Annotated in this window: 14 protein-coding genes; 4 read left to right on the top strand and 10 right to left on the bottom strand. The window is 43.1% G+C overall.

Annotated features, from left to right (window positions below):
- Positions 1 to 1,155, top strand: a 1,155-nt coding sequence (locus tag EI161_RS05060) for a BCCT family transporter (protein WP_192529123.1), incomplete at its 5' end; no start/stop codon positions are given.
- Positions 1,156 to 1,254: 99 nt separating this feature from the next.
- Here the strand turns inward: EI161_RS05060 and EI161_RS05065 are convergent.
- The 8 genes from EI161_RS05065 to dnaQ all read right to left on the bottom strand — a co-directional run bounded on the left by EI161_RS05065 (position 1,255) and on the right by dnaQ (position 10,140).
- Positions 1,255 to 1,611, bottom strand: coding sequence for a hypothetical protein (locus EI161_RS05065; protein ID WP_192524347.1), 357 nt, complete (start codon positions 1,609 to 1,611; stop codon positions 1,255 to 1,257).
- Positions 1,612 to 1,830: 219 nt separating this feature from the next.
- Positions 1,831 to 2,127, bottom strand: a complete 297-nt coding sequence (locus EI161_RS05070) for a DUF3144 domain-containing protein (RefSeq protein ID WP_192524352.1) — start codon at positions 2,125 to 2,127, stop codon at positions 1,831 to 1,833.
- Positions 2,128 to 2,274: 147 nt separating this feature from the next.
- Positions 2,275 to 3,441 carry a methionine adenosyltransferase gene (gene metK / locus EI161_RS05075; RefSeq protein WP_192524346.1) on the bottom strand — a complete coding sequence of 389 codons (1,167 nt, stop codon included), beginning with the start codon at positions 3,439 to 3,441 and terminating at the stop codon, positions 2,275 to 2,277.
- Positions 3,442 to 3,814: 373 nt separating this feature from the next.
- The gene (nth, locus tag EI161_RS05080; RefSeq protein ID WP_192524345.1) at positions 3,815 to 4,510 is read right to left on the bottom strand and encodes an endonuclease III; all 696 of its coding nucleotides are present in this window, start codon (positions 4,508 to 4,510) and stop codon (positions 3,815 to 3,817) included.
- Between the two features lie 53 nt (positions 4,511 to 4,563).
- Positions 4,564 to 5,397, bottom strand: a complete 834-nt coding sequence (locus tag EI161_RS05085) for an RnfABCDGE type electron transport complex subunit B (RefSeq protein WP_192524344.1) — start codon at positions 5,395 to 5,397, stop codon at positions 4,564 to 4,566.
- 80 nt (positions 5,398 to 5,477) lie between these two features.
- Positions 5,478 to 6,443, bottom strand: coding sequence for an NAD(+) diphosphatase (nudC, locus tag EI161_RS05090; RefSeq protein WP_192529124.1), 966 nt, complete (start codon positions 6,441 to 6,443; stop codon positions 5,478 to 5,480).
- 207 nt (positions 6,444 to 6,650) lie between these two features.
- Positions 6,651 to 8,333, bottom strand: coding sequence for a hypothetical protein (locus EI161_RS05095; RefSeq protein WP_192529125.1), 1,683 nt, complete (start codon positions 8,331 to 8,333; stop codon positions 6,651 to 6,653).
- Between the two features lie 160 nt (positions 8,334 to 8,493).
- Positions 8,494 to 10,140 carry a DNA polymerase III subunit epsilon gene (gene dnaQ, locus EI161_RS05100; protein WP_192529126.1) on the bottom strand — a complete coding sequence of 549 codons (1,647 nt, stop codon included), beginning with the start codon at positions 10,138 to 10,140 and terminating at the stop codon, positions 8,494 to 8,496.
- Between the two features lie 486 nt (positions 10,141 to 10,626).
- On the opposite strand from dnaQ, the gene EI161_RS05105 reads away from it, so the two are divergent.
- Positions 10,627 to 11,181: a hypothetical protein gene (locus tag EI161_RS05105; protein WP_225735232.1), complete on the top strand. Its 555-nt coding sequence runs from the start codon at positions 10,627 to 10,629 to the stop codon at positions 11,179 to 11,181.
- A gap of 76 nt (positions 11,182 to 11,257) precedes the next feature.
- The gene (locus EI161_RS05110) at positions 11,258 to 11,563 is read left to right on the top strand and encodes a hypothetical protein (protein WP_192524486.1); all 306 of its coding nucleotides are present in this window, start codon (positions 11,258 to 11,260) and stop codon (positions 11,561 to 11,563) included.
- Between the two features lie 120 nt (positions 11,564 to 11,683).
- Here EI161_RS05110 and EI161_RS05115 read toward each other — a convergent pair whose 3' ends face one another.
- Positions 11,684 to 12,094 (bottom strand): YkvA family protein, encoded by a 411-nt coding sequence (locus EI161_RS05115; protein WP_192524487.1) that lies wholly within the window; start codon positions 12,092 to 12,094, stop codon positions 11,684 to 11,686.
- A 381-nt stretch (positions 12,095 to 12,475) separates the two neighbouring features.
- Between EI161_RS05115 and EI161_RS05120 the strand changes: the two genes are divergently transcribed.
- Positions 12,476 to 13,702: an LD-carboxypeptidase gene (locus EI161_RS05120; protein WP_192524494.1), complete on the top strand. Its 1,227-nt coding sequence runs from the start codon at positions 12,476 to 12,478 to the stop codon at positions 13,700 to 13,702.
- A gap of 29 nt (positions 13,703 to 13,731) precedes the next feature.
- On the opposite strand, the gene EI161_RS05125 is transcribed toward EI161_RS05120, so the two are convergent.
- Complete coding sequence (locus tag EI161_RS05125) at positions 13,732 to 14,790, bottom strand: GlxA family transcriptional regulator (RefSeq protein WP_192524488.1); 1,059 nt, start codon at positions 14,788 to 14,790, stop codon at positions 13,732 to 13,734.
- Between the last annotated feature and the right edge of the window lie 80 nt (positions 14,791 to 14,870).

Here is a 14,870-nt window from a genome sequence, read left to right on the forward strand (position 1 = left end):
TGCTTTGGCTGTCACCCTCCTTTTATCTCCTCAGCATACTTTCTGATACACCACCAAAAAATCTATGGTCCTATGGGCCATACCGTTGATACGCTAGCGGTGTTCGGTACGATGTTTGGGGTGGTGACCACCTTGGGTTTGGGTGTATTGCAGATTAACTCTGGTCTTGAGACGCTGTTTGGTGTTCCGAATAACATCACCGTACAGATTATTTTAATTGCCTTTATCACCATGCTAGCAGGGTTATCTCTGTTTATGGGGCTGGATAAAGGGATTAAGCGCCTCAGTGATATTAATATACTATTTACGGTCGTATTGCTAAGCTTCGTGATTATCTTAGGGCCTACGCAGTTTATTTTTAATAGCTTTGTCGAAAATATTGGTAATTATCTGCATCAAGTCATACCATTAGGAACGTGGACTGAGTCTTATAACGGCGAAGAAAACTGGCAGTCATCGTGGACGATTTTCTATTGGGCATGGTGGATTAGCTGGTCGCCATTTGTAGGTGTATTCGTCGCACGTATTTCTCGTGGGCGTACTATCCGTGAGTTCATATTAGGCGTACTGTTGATTCCTATTACCATTTTGTTCTTATGGTTCACCGCTTTTGGTGGCTCAGCAGTACATATGGAGCTGATGGCAGCGGTTGATCCTAATATCGCAAGCCCTGGTTTAGTTGAAGCAGTCAGGGCTGATACCGGTAGTGCTATCTTTAAGCTGATGGAGTCTTATCCATTAACTTCAGCATTGAACTTGCTAATCGTGGTAATGATTGTACTTTGGTTTGTCACTTCATCGGATTCAGCCAGTTTTGTTATTGATATGTTGACCTCAGGTGGTGATACCAATCCACCAAAAATTCAGCGTTTGTTTTGGGCAGGTACTGAAGGTGTTATCGCCGCTGTATTATTAGCAGCAGGTGGCTTAGGTGCACTGCAAGCAGCGTCTATCGTGTCAGGTTTCCCTTTTGCTATTGTCATTGTTATTATGATGTACTCCTTACTGCGCGGCTTAAGTCGAGATCGCTTGATACTGTATCGTAATCAGCAGTGGTTTATCACTGAAGAATCAGCAGAGCACAACTCAGCCAATGAGTTCCGTGATGAAGAACTGCTAACAGGTCCGCCTGATTTCGAAAAATCTGATAATTAAGTATTGTTAAAGTAAAAAGTAGCAAAGCTCACCTAAAAGCCCCAGCTTATGATTAAGCTGGGGCTTTCTTTATTTAGCTCGGCAGTGTTATTTTTTATATTAGCTTACGTTTACGTCAGGTTGTGCGCACTGTCCTTTAACGTAACCGATTGCCACCGTTGTGCCACAGGCTGAACATGCATTACCCGCCGTGCGATAGCTGATACCTGAGCGGTTTTTTATTTTGACACAGACAGGGTCATATTGCATGGTACACATCGTTTGTTCAGGATTGTAAGGTGGGCACTTAGTAAAAGGGTTGTCGCTAGATATCTGCTGGTTGTATTCAGTGGTATGCATAGGCGGCATGTCAGGTGTATTGACGCTTTGGATATTGTTACAGCCAGCCAAAGCCACTGTTGCTGATAATCCTAATAATGACAAGCATAATCGCCATGACTGAAATAAGTGTTTCATAACAATATCTCCTTATAGGTAGCAAATGATAACTTTCTGTTATCAAAAACGATTGCTTTAATACTTATTAGAAATAGGACGGGTTAAACTCATAATAGCTTATTTCGGGGTAGTGAGCCACCAAATTATAGCCAATAAAAAACCCAAGCTTAATCGTAAGCTTGGGTTTAAGTCTTGGTGCTACAAGAACTTTTGAAAAATTAGCTAAGTCTTTTCGTCTTATTCGCTAGGCTTGTCGTCTTTATTAAGCTGGACATATTTGTCGAAATTTTGTGCGTAATCAGTCAAGTTGTCACTGAGCATTTGACGGTATTGTTTGGTATAAAACTCAACAATATCGTCTTTTTCTTTGGCGAAATCATCACCTTTTACAAAGCCAATAGAAGCAACAGATGCGCTATAACGTGCAGCAGCATAAAGTAATGAAGCACCTACTTGGCCTGAATGCGCCTCAGGACCTAGTTGGCTGTTTGCTACGCCAATAATAGCGTCGGCACGTTGGTAAAACGCCTGCATTTCAGGGGTGATTTCAAGGCTAGTGTCAATATTGTCATTTTTGTTTTGAGCGTCGTCTGGAATGTTATTTTGAGACATAAGCGACTCCTAATAATGGTAGGTAAGTTTAAAGGTCTAAATTAAATGAAAGTATATTTCACGCGAGGTTTATAAACCCGCATCTGCTTTTAAGATTTCAGCTTTGTCTGTTTTTTCCCACGTAAAGGCAGTTTCAGAACCTTGGCGACCAAAATGCCCGAAAGTGGAGGTTTGCTGATACATTGGTTGTAATAAATTCAGCATACGAGTAATACCATAAGGGCGTAGGTCGAAATGGGTACGAATCAAACGAATGATTTCTTCATGACTGATTTTATTGGTACCAAAAGTATTAACCGAAATAGACGTCGGTTCAGCAACGCCAATCGCATAACTGATTTGTACTTCACAGCGCTCAGCGATGCCAGCGGCAACCAAGTTTTTGGCCACATAACGCACAGCATAAGCGGCACTACGGTCTACTTTTGAAGGGTCTTTACCACTAAATGCACCGCCACCATGACGAGCCATACCGCCATAAGTATCAACGATAATTTTACGTCCAGTCAATCCTGCATCACCAACGGGACCGCCAATAACAAACTTGCCAGTTGGGTTGATGTGGTAACGCGTACCAGCGTGCAATAAATCTGCTGGTAATACTTGCTTGATGATAGATTCCATCACCGCTTCTTGTAAATCGGCTTGTGAGATACTTGGATCGTGCTGCGTGGATAATACCACTGCATCAATGGCAATAGGGTGGTTGCCTTCATATTTTAAGGTAACTTGCGCTTTTGCGTCTGGGCGTAGCCAAGGCAGTTCGCCTGCACGGCGTAACTCAGACTGACGCTCCATTAAACGATGAGCATATTCGATAGGCGCTGGCATTAAAACGTCGGTTTCATTACTGGCATAGCCAAACATCAGCCCTTGGTCACCAGCGCCTTGCTCTTCAGGGTCGCTACGATCGACGCCTTGGGCGATTTCAGGAGATTGTTTACCAAGCATATTGATAACAGCACAGGTCTCGCCATCAAAGCCTAAGTCTGAATGGTGATAACCGATACCGTTTACCGTATCGCGTACAATACGTTCAACATCGATATTTGCGGTCGTGGTCACTTCACCTGCTAATATCACCGCACCTGTCTTAACCAGCGTTTCGCACGCCACGCGCGCATGTAAATCTTCACGTAAGATGGCATCAAGGATAGCGTCTGATATTTGGTCAGCCATTTTATCGGGATGGCCTTCGCTCACAGATTCTGAGGTAAATAAGTTGTATTCGCGCATAATAGGATCGCTTAATTGAATCAATAAAGGTAGGGAAAAGCATAGCGTCTGGGCGCTGCTTTAATTAATATTGGCCAAACAAATCAATTGCTCGGTGATAAGGTGATAAATAGGTACTGCTCAATTCACTTGATAATAAATGCATGTATCAATTAGATATTGAAAAATATGTGGTTAAGCTTAGTCTGGTTTCATGCTTTAGTAGAAGTGCTATTTAATAATAAGCATTTGCCAACATGGTGATTGTTGCCTGATTATATGACAGTAATTAATCTGGCTTATCAGCGTTAAAATAGGCTTATTCTAACTCGAAACGTGATAAAACTCTAGTGAGCGTCGCTTGTTCTTCTATAAGTAATATTCAACAATGGCATTATAATTCTAAAAACTTAGCTTTATCTTTAAACATACATTCGTCATAAACAGGGCAAGCGCCACATTTGGGCGTGCGTGCCTGACAAGTATAGCGCCCATGCAAAATGAGATAATGATGGGCATCAACGATAAAGTCATCTGGAATACGTTCGACCAGTTTTTGCTCGACAATTAAGACGTTTTTGCCAGTCGCGAGACCAGTACGGTTACCCACTCGAAAGATATGGGTATCGACTGCCATCGTTGGTTGTCCAAAAGCAGTATTTAACACCACATTGGCCGTCTTACGGCCAACGCCCGCTAGAGACTCTAAGTCTTTGCGATTATCTGGGACAGTACTGTTAAATTTCTCTATCAAATCATGGCAGGTTTTAATGACGTTTTTGGCTTTGGCATTATATAGCCCAATGTTTTTGATATAAGATTTTAGACCGTCTTCACCCAATGCCAATATCGCCTCAGGGGTGTTCGCTACAGGATAGAGCTGATTGGTCGCAATATTGACGCTGACATCGGTTGCCTGTGCGGATAATATAACGGCGATCAGTAGCTCGAAATTACTACCATAGTTTAACTCTGTAACTGGCTCGTCAATCGTTGCTGCCAATTTTTCAAAGAACGGGCGCACGTCGCGATTGGGTAGTCGCCTCGATGGCGGGGTATCGGCAGTTTTATGTTTGACGGTTTTACTCATGGTATTTTGACTATTATTTTATCTAATGGTTATTCAAAAGCAGATGGTCGCTATTAAAATTGTGCGAGCTCAGCTTGCAACGCTTCAAGTTCTGTCTGTTTGTTCTCATTAGGGCGTACGCTAAGCTGTTTTTCTAGTTTTTTAATTTTACTGCGTAGCTTGGCGGCGGCAATGGTATTTTTTGCTTGCGCTTCGCTGATATTCAACGATTGGCTAGCAGCATTATTCAGTTTTGCTTCTACCATACTGACCACAGGCTTGCTATTGCTGCTATCAGCCAGCTGTTCGGTGACGCGCCTAAGGTGAGTATGATAGCGCTGCCTCAAATCATCTTGTTCTGCTTCACGCTCAGAGATAGACAGCTCGCGCTCGATAGTGACCAAATCAATACAGTCAACTGGGCAAGGGGCGATACATAGCTCGCAGCCTGTGCACAAATCCGTAAAGATAGTATGCATGTGCTTGCCAGTACCGACAATAGCATCAACTGGGCATGCAGGGATACATTTGGTACAGCCGATACAGTCATCTTCACGGATAACGGCGCGTACCTCGGTAGGCCTAGACGATATGGCATCTATTGGCCATTGAGAAGGCGCCGCGCTCAGTATCGATTCATCACTGTTTATATCGATAATTTGGGCGATGGCATTGGTAACAGGTTGACCACCAGGCACGCATTTATTGTATGGCTCACCGTCTAGCACGATAGCAGCTGCATACGGTAAGCAGCCATCTGGATGGTCGCATAAACCACACTGTGTTTGCGGTAGGCAAGTATCAATATCTGAAATCTTCGTTTGTATATCAGCAGGTAGTGCTTTTATGTTCAAGCTATCGAACAATATTGGCAGATTGACTAAGCGGATATTGGTGCTACTTTGCATTTAATTAGGAACCTTAACGTCAGTGGTCAGTGCTGATATTAGAATAAATATAGTGATAGTAAGGGTTAGGGTGTAAAGCGTTAAATCGTCATACCTTGCTCGTTCATAATCTGCGCAATCAGCTCGTAAGCAATACTACCTTTTGATGGTATTTTGGGCAAGTTTGAAAGGTCAAAAAAGTCGGCGTGTGACAGCTCGTCTTCTTGAATAATAAGTTCGCCACCTGCATAAGCCGCCCGAAAGCCGAGCATCAAATTAGATGGAAACGGCCATGGCTGGCTACTCACATAGCGAATATCCGTTAGGCTAATATTAACCTCTTCGGCCACTTCACGAACGACTGCATGTTCCAAGCTTTCACCGACCTCTACAAACCCTGCAATCAAACCATATTGTAGCGTTTGCTGCGGTGTCTTTTGCTGTCCGTAACGGTGGTGATGGGCCAGTAAAATCTGCATTTCACCCGTATGTGGGTTTGGTCTTGTGATGGCTGTGATGACACAAGGCTGTACGCGCGGGTATTGGCGCAATCGACAAGCTGGGCAGACCATCGAACGCTCATTTTGTTTGGCATGAACGGTTGGGGTAGCGCAGCGGCTACAAAACTGTGTGTCTGCCTGCCAGCGCAATAACTGCATGGCTTGACTAAGCTGATCTGACACAGCAACAGGCAACTGGGTAATCAGCTGGCGATACGGAACAAAAGCCTTACCGCTACTCTCAGCGATGATAGGCAGCGCAATCTCGTTTGTTATTGCATAATCATAAGTAATGGCACTGGCCGCTGGCGCAGTAAAGGTGTCATCAGTCTCAATTGACTTACCTGTATTCTTACCATTCTTATCAGCACCGTCTTGAGCAGACAACCAGTGACTCGGGGCTAGGCTTTCAAGTAGCGCGACGTGGCCAAGCTGATACGCTTGTTGATACTCGCTATGGCTTGTATTTGCATTAGATGGTGATAATTGAACCTGCAAAGGCCACCAGCCATCAGACGTTTGGCGGCACAGAACAGTATCATCACTAAATACAAAAGCGTTGGTCATATATAGAATTCCAAACTGTTTAAGGCAAGTATGCATCAGTGTTGATACAGACTTTTTTAAATTGAAATATAGTCAATCCATTATAAGTCGGATACGGTGTCCAAATTATATTAAACCAACTATATATAAATGAAGGGCGATGGCAGAAAAGCCGCCGCCATCAAGGTATCGTTGCCATTATTAAGTGTTTATTGATCGCTATGGTGGTTAAGCAGCGAGTAGATAGCTCAAGCTCTGCTGACCGACATCTAGCGCTTGTTTACTGACAGGACGATTATGTTCAAAACCATCTAAATGATGATCGACTGCCATAATGACATCAGCGATATAGGCGAGCGTACTGTCTTCAATACGTCGGCCACCTTCGATGCGCTGCTCCATATAGTTGGCCAGTTGGCTGAGCATGCTGGCAGGTGTTGGTAGCTGCAAGAAGCGTACAGCCCCTGCAACTTGGCGCATCATTTCAGGAATGTTTTGAATATTGAGCATGTCTCGCTCTGGCTCAGCCAAATAATCATTGATGGCTTGTTCGGCACTGGCAATGGCGGTACGACTTTCTTGTATCAAAGTGTCGTTGGCCGTATTGAGCTGATGCAATGAGATATGGGGATTATTCAATGGTAAATAAATCGCCCCCGGGGTATGCATTTCGGCCATCGCAATGGTGGCGTTTTCTGCATGCATCAATGCCAGCAGCAAATGGTCAAAGTCATCAGGCGAAGGTGCTTGCCAGTTTTTGACAGCATTGGCCGCTGTATCGAGGCTGTTGGCGGCATTGGATAAACCCAGCAAGCGTAGCGCCGAACTCAATGTCATGAGGTCTTCGATAATTTGCGCGGTTTGCATATCAGCAGGATTGAGCGAATCGCCACGCGCGTAGCTGTCTACATTTTCTTTGATAGTATTAATCTGGGTTTGAATGATGGTGTTCAACGTATCGGTAAGCGCTCGGTTAGGGCCTAATAAGAAACGTTTCATTTGCTCCAGCTGAGGACCTTCCAACCGATTGTTGGCATATTGCTCACGCAATATGTGCGCCGCTTCGTTATCACGCTGACAAGCAAAACTGACCAAATCGGCAAAGCGCGTATCCATCACGGGCAAATAGCTTTGGAACTGCTGCTCTAAATAAATAAGCGTATGTTTTTGGCTGAGATTGAGCGGCAAGATCGTTGCAATATCAGTAACGGCTGCAGTAGCTGCTTGCCAGAACATACTATTGCTGTTTGATGCTATCAAAGCACATGCCGCACTCATGGCGTCAAGTTTTTGCTGATCATCTGGGCTAATGGTGCCATCTTGGTTAAGCAGAGCGACACCAAGACCACTACGATATGCATAGGTCAGTAATTCACTGTCTAAATTAAGCTCGTTGAGTGGTTGGAAGTTCTGTTCAGGGTTGGCGATACTGACGCTGCTGCTACCAAACGTCGAAAAATAATCTGCTGTGATAGGAGACTCTTTCCCGTGAGCGTTGAGTTTATTGATAACCGGTAGTAATAAAATGGGCTCCACTGATTCGGTCAATAGCACAAACTCGACATAACGTTCTAGTGTCATGATGGCTTCTGATAAATCCATGATCAAGTCGACATTGTTATTATTGCCATTATCATAAAGACGCTGTAAACCATTGACGATGGTTGTGTTTAGCGTTTCCGCCCCGACTAAGGAAATCAGCTCAAAAATACAAGACAGCTGCTTTAGTACAGTGATTGAGTCCAATAATAAATGCGCCTGACTACTATCGTCATTAAACTCACTCAGATGAATCTCAGTATCTTTTAAGGTTACGATGATTTCATCATACAACAAGTGTAGAGATGGTAAGTTGAAATCAGTAACACTAAGCGTTGGGGCGGTTAACTTCATTTGCGCAGACTGGTCCATAGGTGTTTTCCATAATGTACTAATGAGAATGACGATGGTTTAAACGGTGTTTAGAAAGCATTTATTAGTATGTTTTAACGCTTAATATAACAATAATCAAGGCTATATTATACAAATGTTATTGCGCAAATGCTCGATATCATCAACGTTTTAAATGACGTTACATGTTGGCTTTTAGCTCAGGGTAGTCTTCGGCAAGTGCTGTATACCAGCTTTGACTGGCGCTCTCATTGCTGCTCGATTCTAGTAATAAAGCGGCTAAATTAGCAAAATTTGCATGAGCGGTATGTCCGCCATCGGCTTGGGTGTCTTCTTCGATGGCTAGCGTAACTTGCCCGCCAGTCATCGCCAGATAAACTTCAGCTAAAATCTCAGAGTCAAGTAAGGCTCCGTGAAACGTACGGTCTTGCTTACCGACATCTAGGCGACGTACTAAAGCATCTAGGGTGTTTTTTTGCCCAGGATATTGCTGCTTTGCCATTACCAGCGAGTCAGTCACTTTTACCCGCTCAGCAAAGTCATTCATACCAACTTTGGCAAACTCCATATTTAAGAAGTTCATATCAAACGTGGCATTGTGAGCGATAATCTCAGCACCATCCATAAACTCATAGAGTGCCTGAGCGACTTGATCAAAGGTTGGTTTATCGGTTAAAAATGCTTCAGAAATACCGTGAATGCGAATAACTTCCTCGTCCATGCCGCGCAGTGGGTTGATGTAGACGTGTAGTTTTTCACCGGTAAATTTACGCCCGATCATCTCTACAATACCAACTTCGATAATACGGTCGCCTTTTAGTGGATCAAGGCCTGTAGTCTCGGTATCCATAATAAGCTGACGGTCAGACTCGTGACGGTGAATAGGCTGAGGTAACAGCGGTATAAAATGCGGATTGGCTCGACTGGTATCGCCATCGAATTTTGGCGTATCCGTTACCTTATTAGCTCCTATATCAGTTTCTGTCTCTGGTATTTGAGTATTTATTGTAGTATCAGTCATAAGGGTCTGTGGTTCCGGTGTGTCTGTAGGATTCTTCGGGTTGCTAGCATTATCCTGATAGCGATTCGTGTCTACTATAGCGTTGTTATCTACCATGCTATTAGTATGGTTTTTATCGTTATCGCTTTTTGATAGCGCTGTGTCAGACTCGTTATCAGGCTCATCAACTGTGTCATCATCTTCTATCATATCAAGACCCAGCGGGTCGAAACTTAGCCAATCATCGCTAGCGGTTGGTTTAGTTTCTACTATTTGGTCTTTTTTTTTAGCCGCTGCTTGGGTGTCTATCACCGATAAATTGTCACTGCTGGACGTCACGCCTAGGTTTGCCAGCTCATCTGCTTTTTCATTACCAGCATGTCCCGCATGACCTTTGACCCAGTGCCAATCTACATTACGCTGTTGGCAAAGCTCATCTAATTGTTGCCAAAGGTCTTGATTAGCGACGGGTTTTTTACTGGCTGTTTTCCAGCCGCGTTTTTTCCAGCCTTCAATCCATTCGGTGATGCCTTTTTTGACATAGCTTGAGTCTGTCCAAATCTCAAGTTTCTGCTCAAGTGGACTGTGTCTCAATGCTTGTATCGCACCCATTAGCTCCATGCGATTATTGGTCGTCTCGCTATCGCCACCATATAAATCCTGCGTTTGACCATCGCTGAATATAAGATGCGCACCCCAGCCGCCAGCACCGGGATTGCCTTTACAAGCGCCGTCCGTGTAAGCAACGATCGTGTTTGCTTTAGCGGCCAACGGATTTATGGCGTTATGGGTATTGAGCTGCTGTGCTGGGGCTTGATTGTCTGACATAAAAATGTATTGACCTAATATATAAGAAGCGTAGGGTAGCGTAAAAAAGCTTCTGCTAACGTTGTTTTAACGAGAGCTAGCACTTTATATTTTAGGCTTGAGTATAGCAAATCTATGATTGATATGGGCAGTCGCAATACACAAAATCGTAAAACCAGCTATTGCCAATTCTCTGACACCTATCATCACGCTTTTCTTGTCCTAAAATGGCAACTAATAGTGAGTTCAATATAAAAGCGGTACAGCATCCGCGTCATATCATAACGTATCTTTTTTATTTAGAACCAACTATATTAAGACGAACAAGACAAGAAAAACAGACGGGGTTTCTGTTAAAATAGACGCAGTTTAAAAGAAGAGTCTACTATAAAACTGAAAACTATCGGTGTTACAGCACTGTATCGTTGTTAAAGTGAATCCACTATATTTTGAACAATAACGCGCTTAATAAAAGCCTTTCATGCACGAATGCAGGATAACCTGATTATGTCCTTACGCTCAAACATTTCTTATAAAAGACTGTCACATTTGATGGTTGGTATTGTGGTGAGTAGCGCGCTACTTTTGAGTGCTTGTAATGATAGCAACACTCAAGCCGATACTGAAATGGTTGAGCCGGCAGCGGATTTATCAATATTTGAGGGTTGCTATACCGTCAGTGATGACGAGCCGGCGCAAATCAAAGTCAGTCAACAAGATGGTGCGTGGGTGATGCAAATGAAGGAGCCTGCAAGCACCAAGCGTGTTTGGGATGATGCTGAACCGTTAGAAGTGATTGAAAAAAGCGATATTCCAACGTTTTTCTCTATTGACCCTGATAATGTTGATGCCGTCATTGGTCGCCCTGATAGGGTACTGGTATTAGCACATGTCAAACCTGTCTATGCTAATATCGATCCGTTATTAGACAGTGAGTATCTATCCTATATTTATCGCGGTGCCAACACCATTTATCGCGTGGAATGTGACGACGTTAATACCGACATCTTAGCCAATCCTCATGCCAATATTGTGATTGATAACGTTAATGATAGTGTCTAGTCTAGGTAGCCGTTATAAAACAGTATTGAATAAACGTCATTTATTATAAATAACCATATCATCAGAGTCAGGCAATATGAATTTTTTTAGTTATGTAGTGTTGGGTGGGTTTTGTTATGCGGCTGGTTGGGCAATCAGAACGCGTGTATTGGACAAACAGCCTAAACCTGAGCAGCCTTATAATCTAAAGCATCCAGCAATATTGGCGTATCTCGGCGGATTTTTTATCATTATGCTAATTGTCTCGTGGCTGATCGGTCGTTACGCATTAGGGCACACTAGCATTGATTTGCCTTTTATTATCGTCAATAGCCTCGTTGGAACCTTTGTTTATTCATTTGGTCTCAATCCTGAAAAATCTAGTTATGATGTGCCAGGCTAGCGGCTGATGCTCACTGGGTATGTTAAAAAATCTTAAGACGTTAAAAAAGCCACGACTGATAAATGCTTATCGGTCGTGGCTTTTTACTATGCTCGTTTAAAACTTATAACGGGTACAAGGCTAAGCGTTTTTCTTTAAGTCAGTGGTAGATTTGGCAGTTGATTGAGCTTTCTTCCAGGTTTGATATTTTTGCAAATCCTTTTCAATCAGTTTTAAGCAAAATGCCAGTACTAGTGCGTCGTCGATATGACCGATAAAAGGGATGAAGTCTGGGATGATATCGATCGGGTTCAAGGTATAAAGCAAGCCGACGACACCGGCCGAGATGGTCTTGTAAGGAATATCGCGATAATTGCCTTTATAATAATCCTTAATTAAACTCACAAACAGCATCAAGTCTTTGGTGAAGCGTTCAAGATGGCTACTATCTTGTAGTTTTTCTTTGAGCTTTTCTTCTTCATTTATAATGTATTCAAGATCTGCATCTAGGATGTCATCTTTTTTTTGTTTGTCAGTTGCTTTATCAGCCATTGTTATTATCCTTATTTCACAGCATTCGGTATTCTTATACTATAACAAAGTTATGGCGTGTGCCAATATCGTGCCATAACGATTTGTTGGGTTTGTGGTGGTGAGTATGCAAGTTGCTTGAGCCATTTTATGCCATAAAGTAGCGAAAAAGTAAATATAGGCAAAGATTGGGCAACTTTAAACGCTGATAAACAAGCTACAATGCGATGTCTCGATGTTATAAGTCAGTTAATAATAAAGATAAAAATCACTTAAAACGATACCAAGATAAAAATTGATAGGTAGCAACAAAATATGGCTTCAAAAACACCTTCTGTACAATCATTAAAAAATAATAAAAATGAGAGTGAGCACAAAGCGGCTGAATCACCTATAAAAAGTATGGCTGGGCTGAATCGCCGCCAGTTTTTACGTCAAATGGGTGTCTCTACTGGTGTAGGGTTATTAGCGACCCAAGGTATTACTCAGGCACTAGCATCTAATAATATTGCTCAAGATAATGGCACACAGCTGACCAAAGATGATTTGCCAACGGCATTTTTTGATGAGAGTTCGGTATCCCAAGCAATACCTTCTCAGACATTACAACCGCAAATAAGCTGTATCACGCCAAGTATTGAGACGAGGCTTTTTGCCAGTTCCAACGTCGGTGGTAGTAATGAGCGCAATCAGTTGGCATTAGATCGCTTGGCCTGTGCAGGTTTTAAAGTGGACAATCCTACGATTACTAAGCGGCAGTATCTGCGTTTTGCCGGTACTGATTCACAGCGAGCAAGCGATTTACAAAACATTGCCACCGGTGCTATCGCAGCCCCTAAGCTGCTACTGGGTGTACGCGGTGGTTATGGTGCGATGCGTTTATTACCGATGGTTGATTGGTCAACGCTGGGTCGTATCATGAAAGAGCGCGGTGCTATACTCGCAGGCTTTAGCGATGTGACCGCTATCCAGTGTGCATTACTGGCAAAAGGGGATATGAGCTCGCTTGCCGCGCCGATGCTATATAGCGAGTTTGGCAAAACTAAACCCGATCAGGTCAGCTGTCGACAGTTTGCAGAAGCACTAACCAATCCCAATTTGGTGATTAATATAAATGATGCATCTTTGACCAGTCCGAATTTACCCAGTATCTTAACAACTGCAGAACCAAAAACCTTAACCGGTACTATCTGGGGTGGCAACCTAAGTATAGTATCAGCGCTGGCAGGCAGCGAGTATTTACCACGTATTGACGGCGGCATTGTGTTCTTAGAAGATGTGGGCGAGCAAACCTATCGTATTGAGCGCATGCTGTATGATTTGTATTTAGCAGGCGTGTTTAAAGGGCAGCAAGCGATTATATTTGGTGCGTTATCGGGCGCAGGTGAGGACAGTTATGACAAGCGCTACGATGTGGCTACAGTGATTCGTCAACTGCATAAACTCACAGGATTGCCGATTTATAGTGGCATGAGCTTTGGTCATATTGGGCAAAAACACAGTTTTCCACTTGGGGCGAGCTGTCAAGTTAGCCCAAATACAGTCGGTGGTTATCAATTGGCATTTAGCGATTATCCAACGATTAAGCCTGATTCTATTCATGTCGAAGGGTTATGGCAAAATCTTTAGTCATTAGAGAAATCAGCAACAAAGAAAACCTAAATAGCCAATCGCGAAAATTTATCCTGATATTCTTTTGGGGTCAGCTCGGTGGCGCGTTTAAACAGGCGAGTAAATGAGGAGATATCATCGTAGCCGACTTGATGCGCCAGCGATTTTATCGTCACATCGCCCAACTCCAATAAACGTTTTGCCTGTTCAACTCTCACCGCTTGAATATACTCAATCGGACGCATAGCGACAGCGGATTGAAAGCGTCTATTTAATGTGCGCGGTGTGATATTAACCATGGCTGCCAAACTGCTCACTTGTAGAGGCTGATTGAAGTTCTCTTCAATGAACTCTTGTACTTGCTGAACCAATTGGTCTGCATGCGGTTTATGCAAAGTCACATTGGTATAGCTGTTCTGATTACCTCTTTTGCTATCGATGATTTGAGTTTTTGCCACTTGGGTAGAAATCTCACGCCCGCAATAGCGCTCTATTAATAACAATCCCAAATCATAAAAGGCGCTTCCTCCCGCCGCACAAAAGATATTGCCCGACTGGGTTATTGAGTCACTTTTTGACTGGCTTTTTGATTGATTCTTTGATTGATTCTTTGATTGAGTGACAAACTGGTTTTCTTGCAAATCAACCAGTGGAAAGTCTGCCTTAAATTTACTCGCATAGCCCCAATGGGTGGTGGCTATTTTATTATCGAGCAATCCTGCCTTTGCTAAAAAGAAAGCACCGCTACAATTACTAGCAATATCTGCTTTGGTACTTGCCAACCGCTGTAAATGTGGAATTAACTGGCTATTTTGGCTCAATACCTTATCGATAGAATCGCCAATGGTTGGGATTAATAATAAGTCGCACTCCGTCACATCTCGAATATCGCAATGCGCTTGCATGATTAAGCGATTGCTACATCTAATATCTGCGCCGCCTAGGCTTGCTATCTGCACATTAAATCTAGGCTCTACGGCTTCACCCGAAAATCGTTGCCAACTGACACCGGTAAATGAAAACAGGTCTAACGCGCCAGCAAGCACGCTACCAAGCACCCCATCGAAGCCAAGAATAATCACTTTAAAAGGTTTGAAATAGGGCATAGTTATCTGTTTTCCTTTATCTTTTTTTAATGGCTGTTTTTTGATAACTGCGTTCTAAGATAACTTATTTCTTAGCTGTA

It is taken from the genome of Psychrobacter sp. FME5, assembly GCF_014861375.1.
Lineage (GTDB): Bacteria > Pseudomonadota > Gammaproteobacteria > Pseudomonadales > Moraxellaceae > Psychrobacter.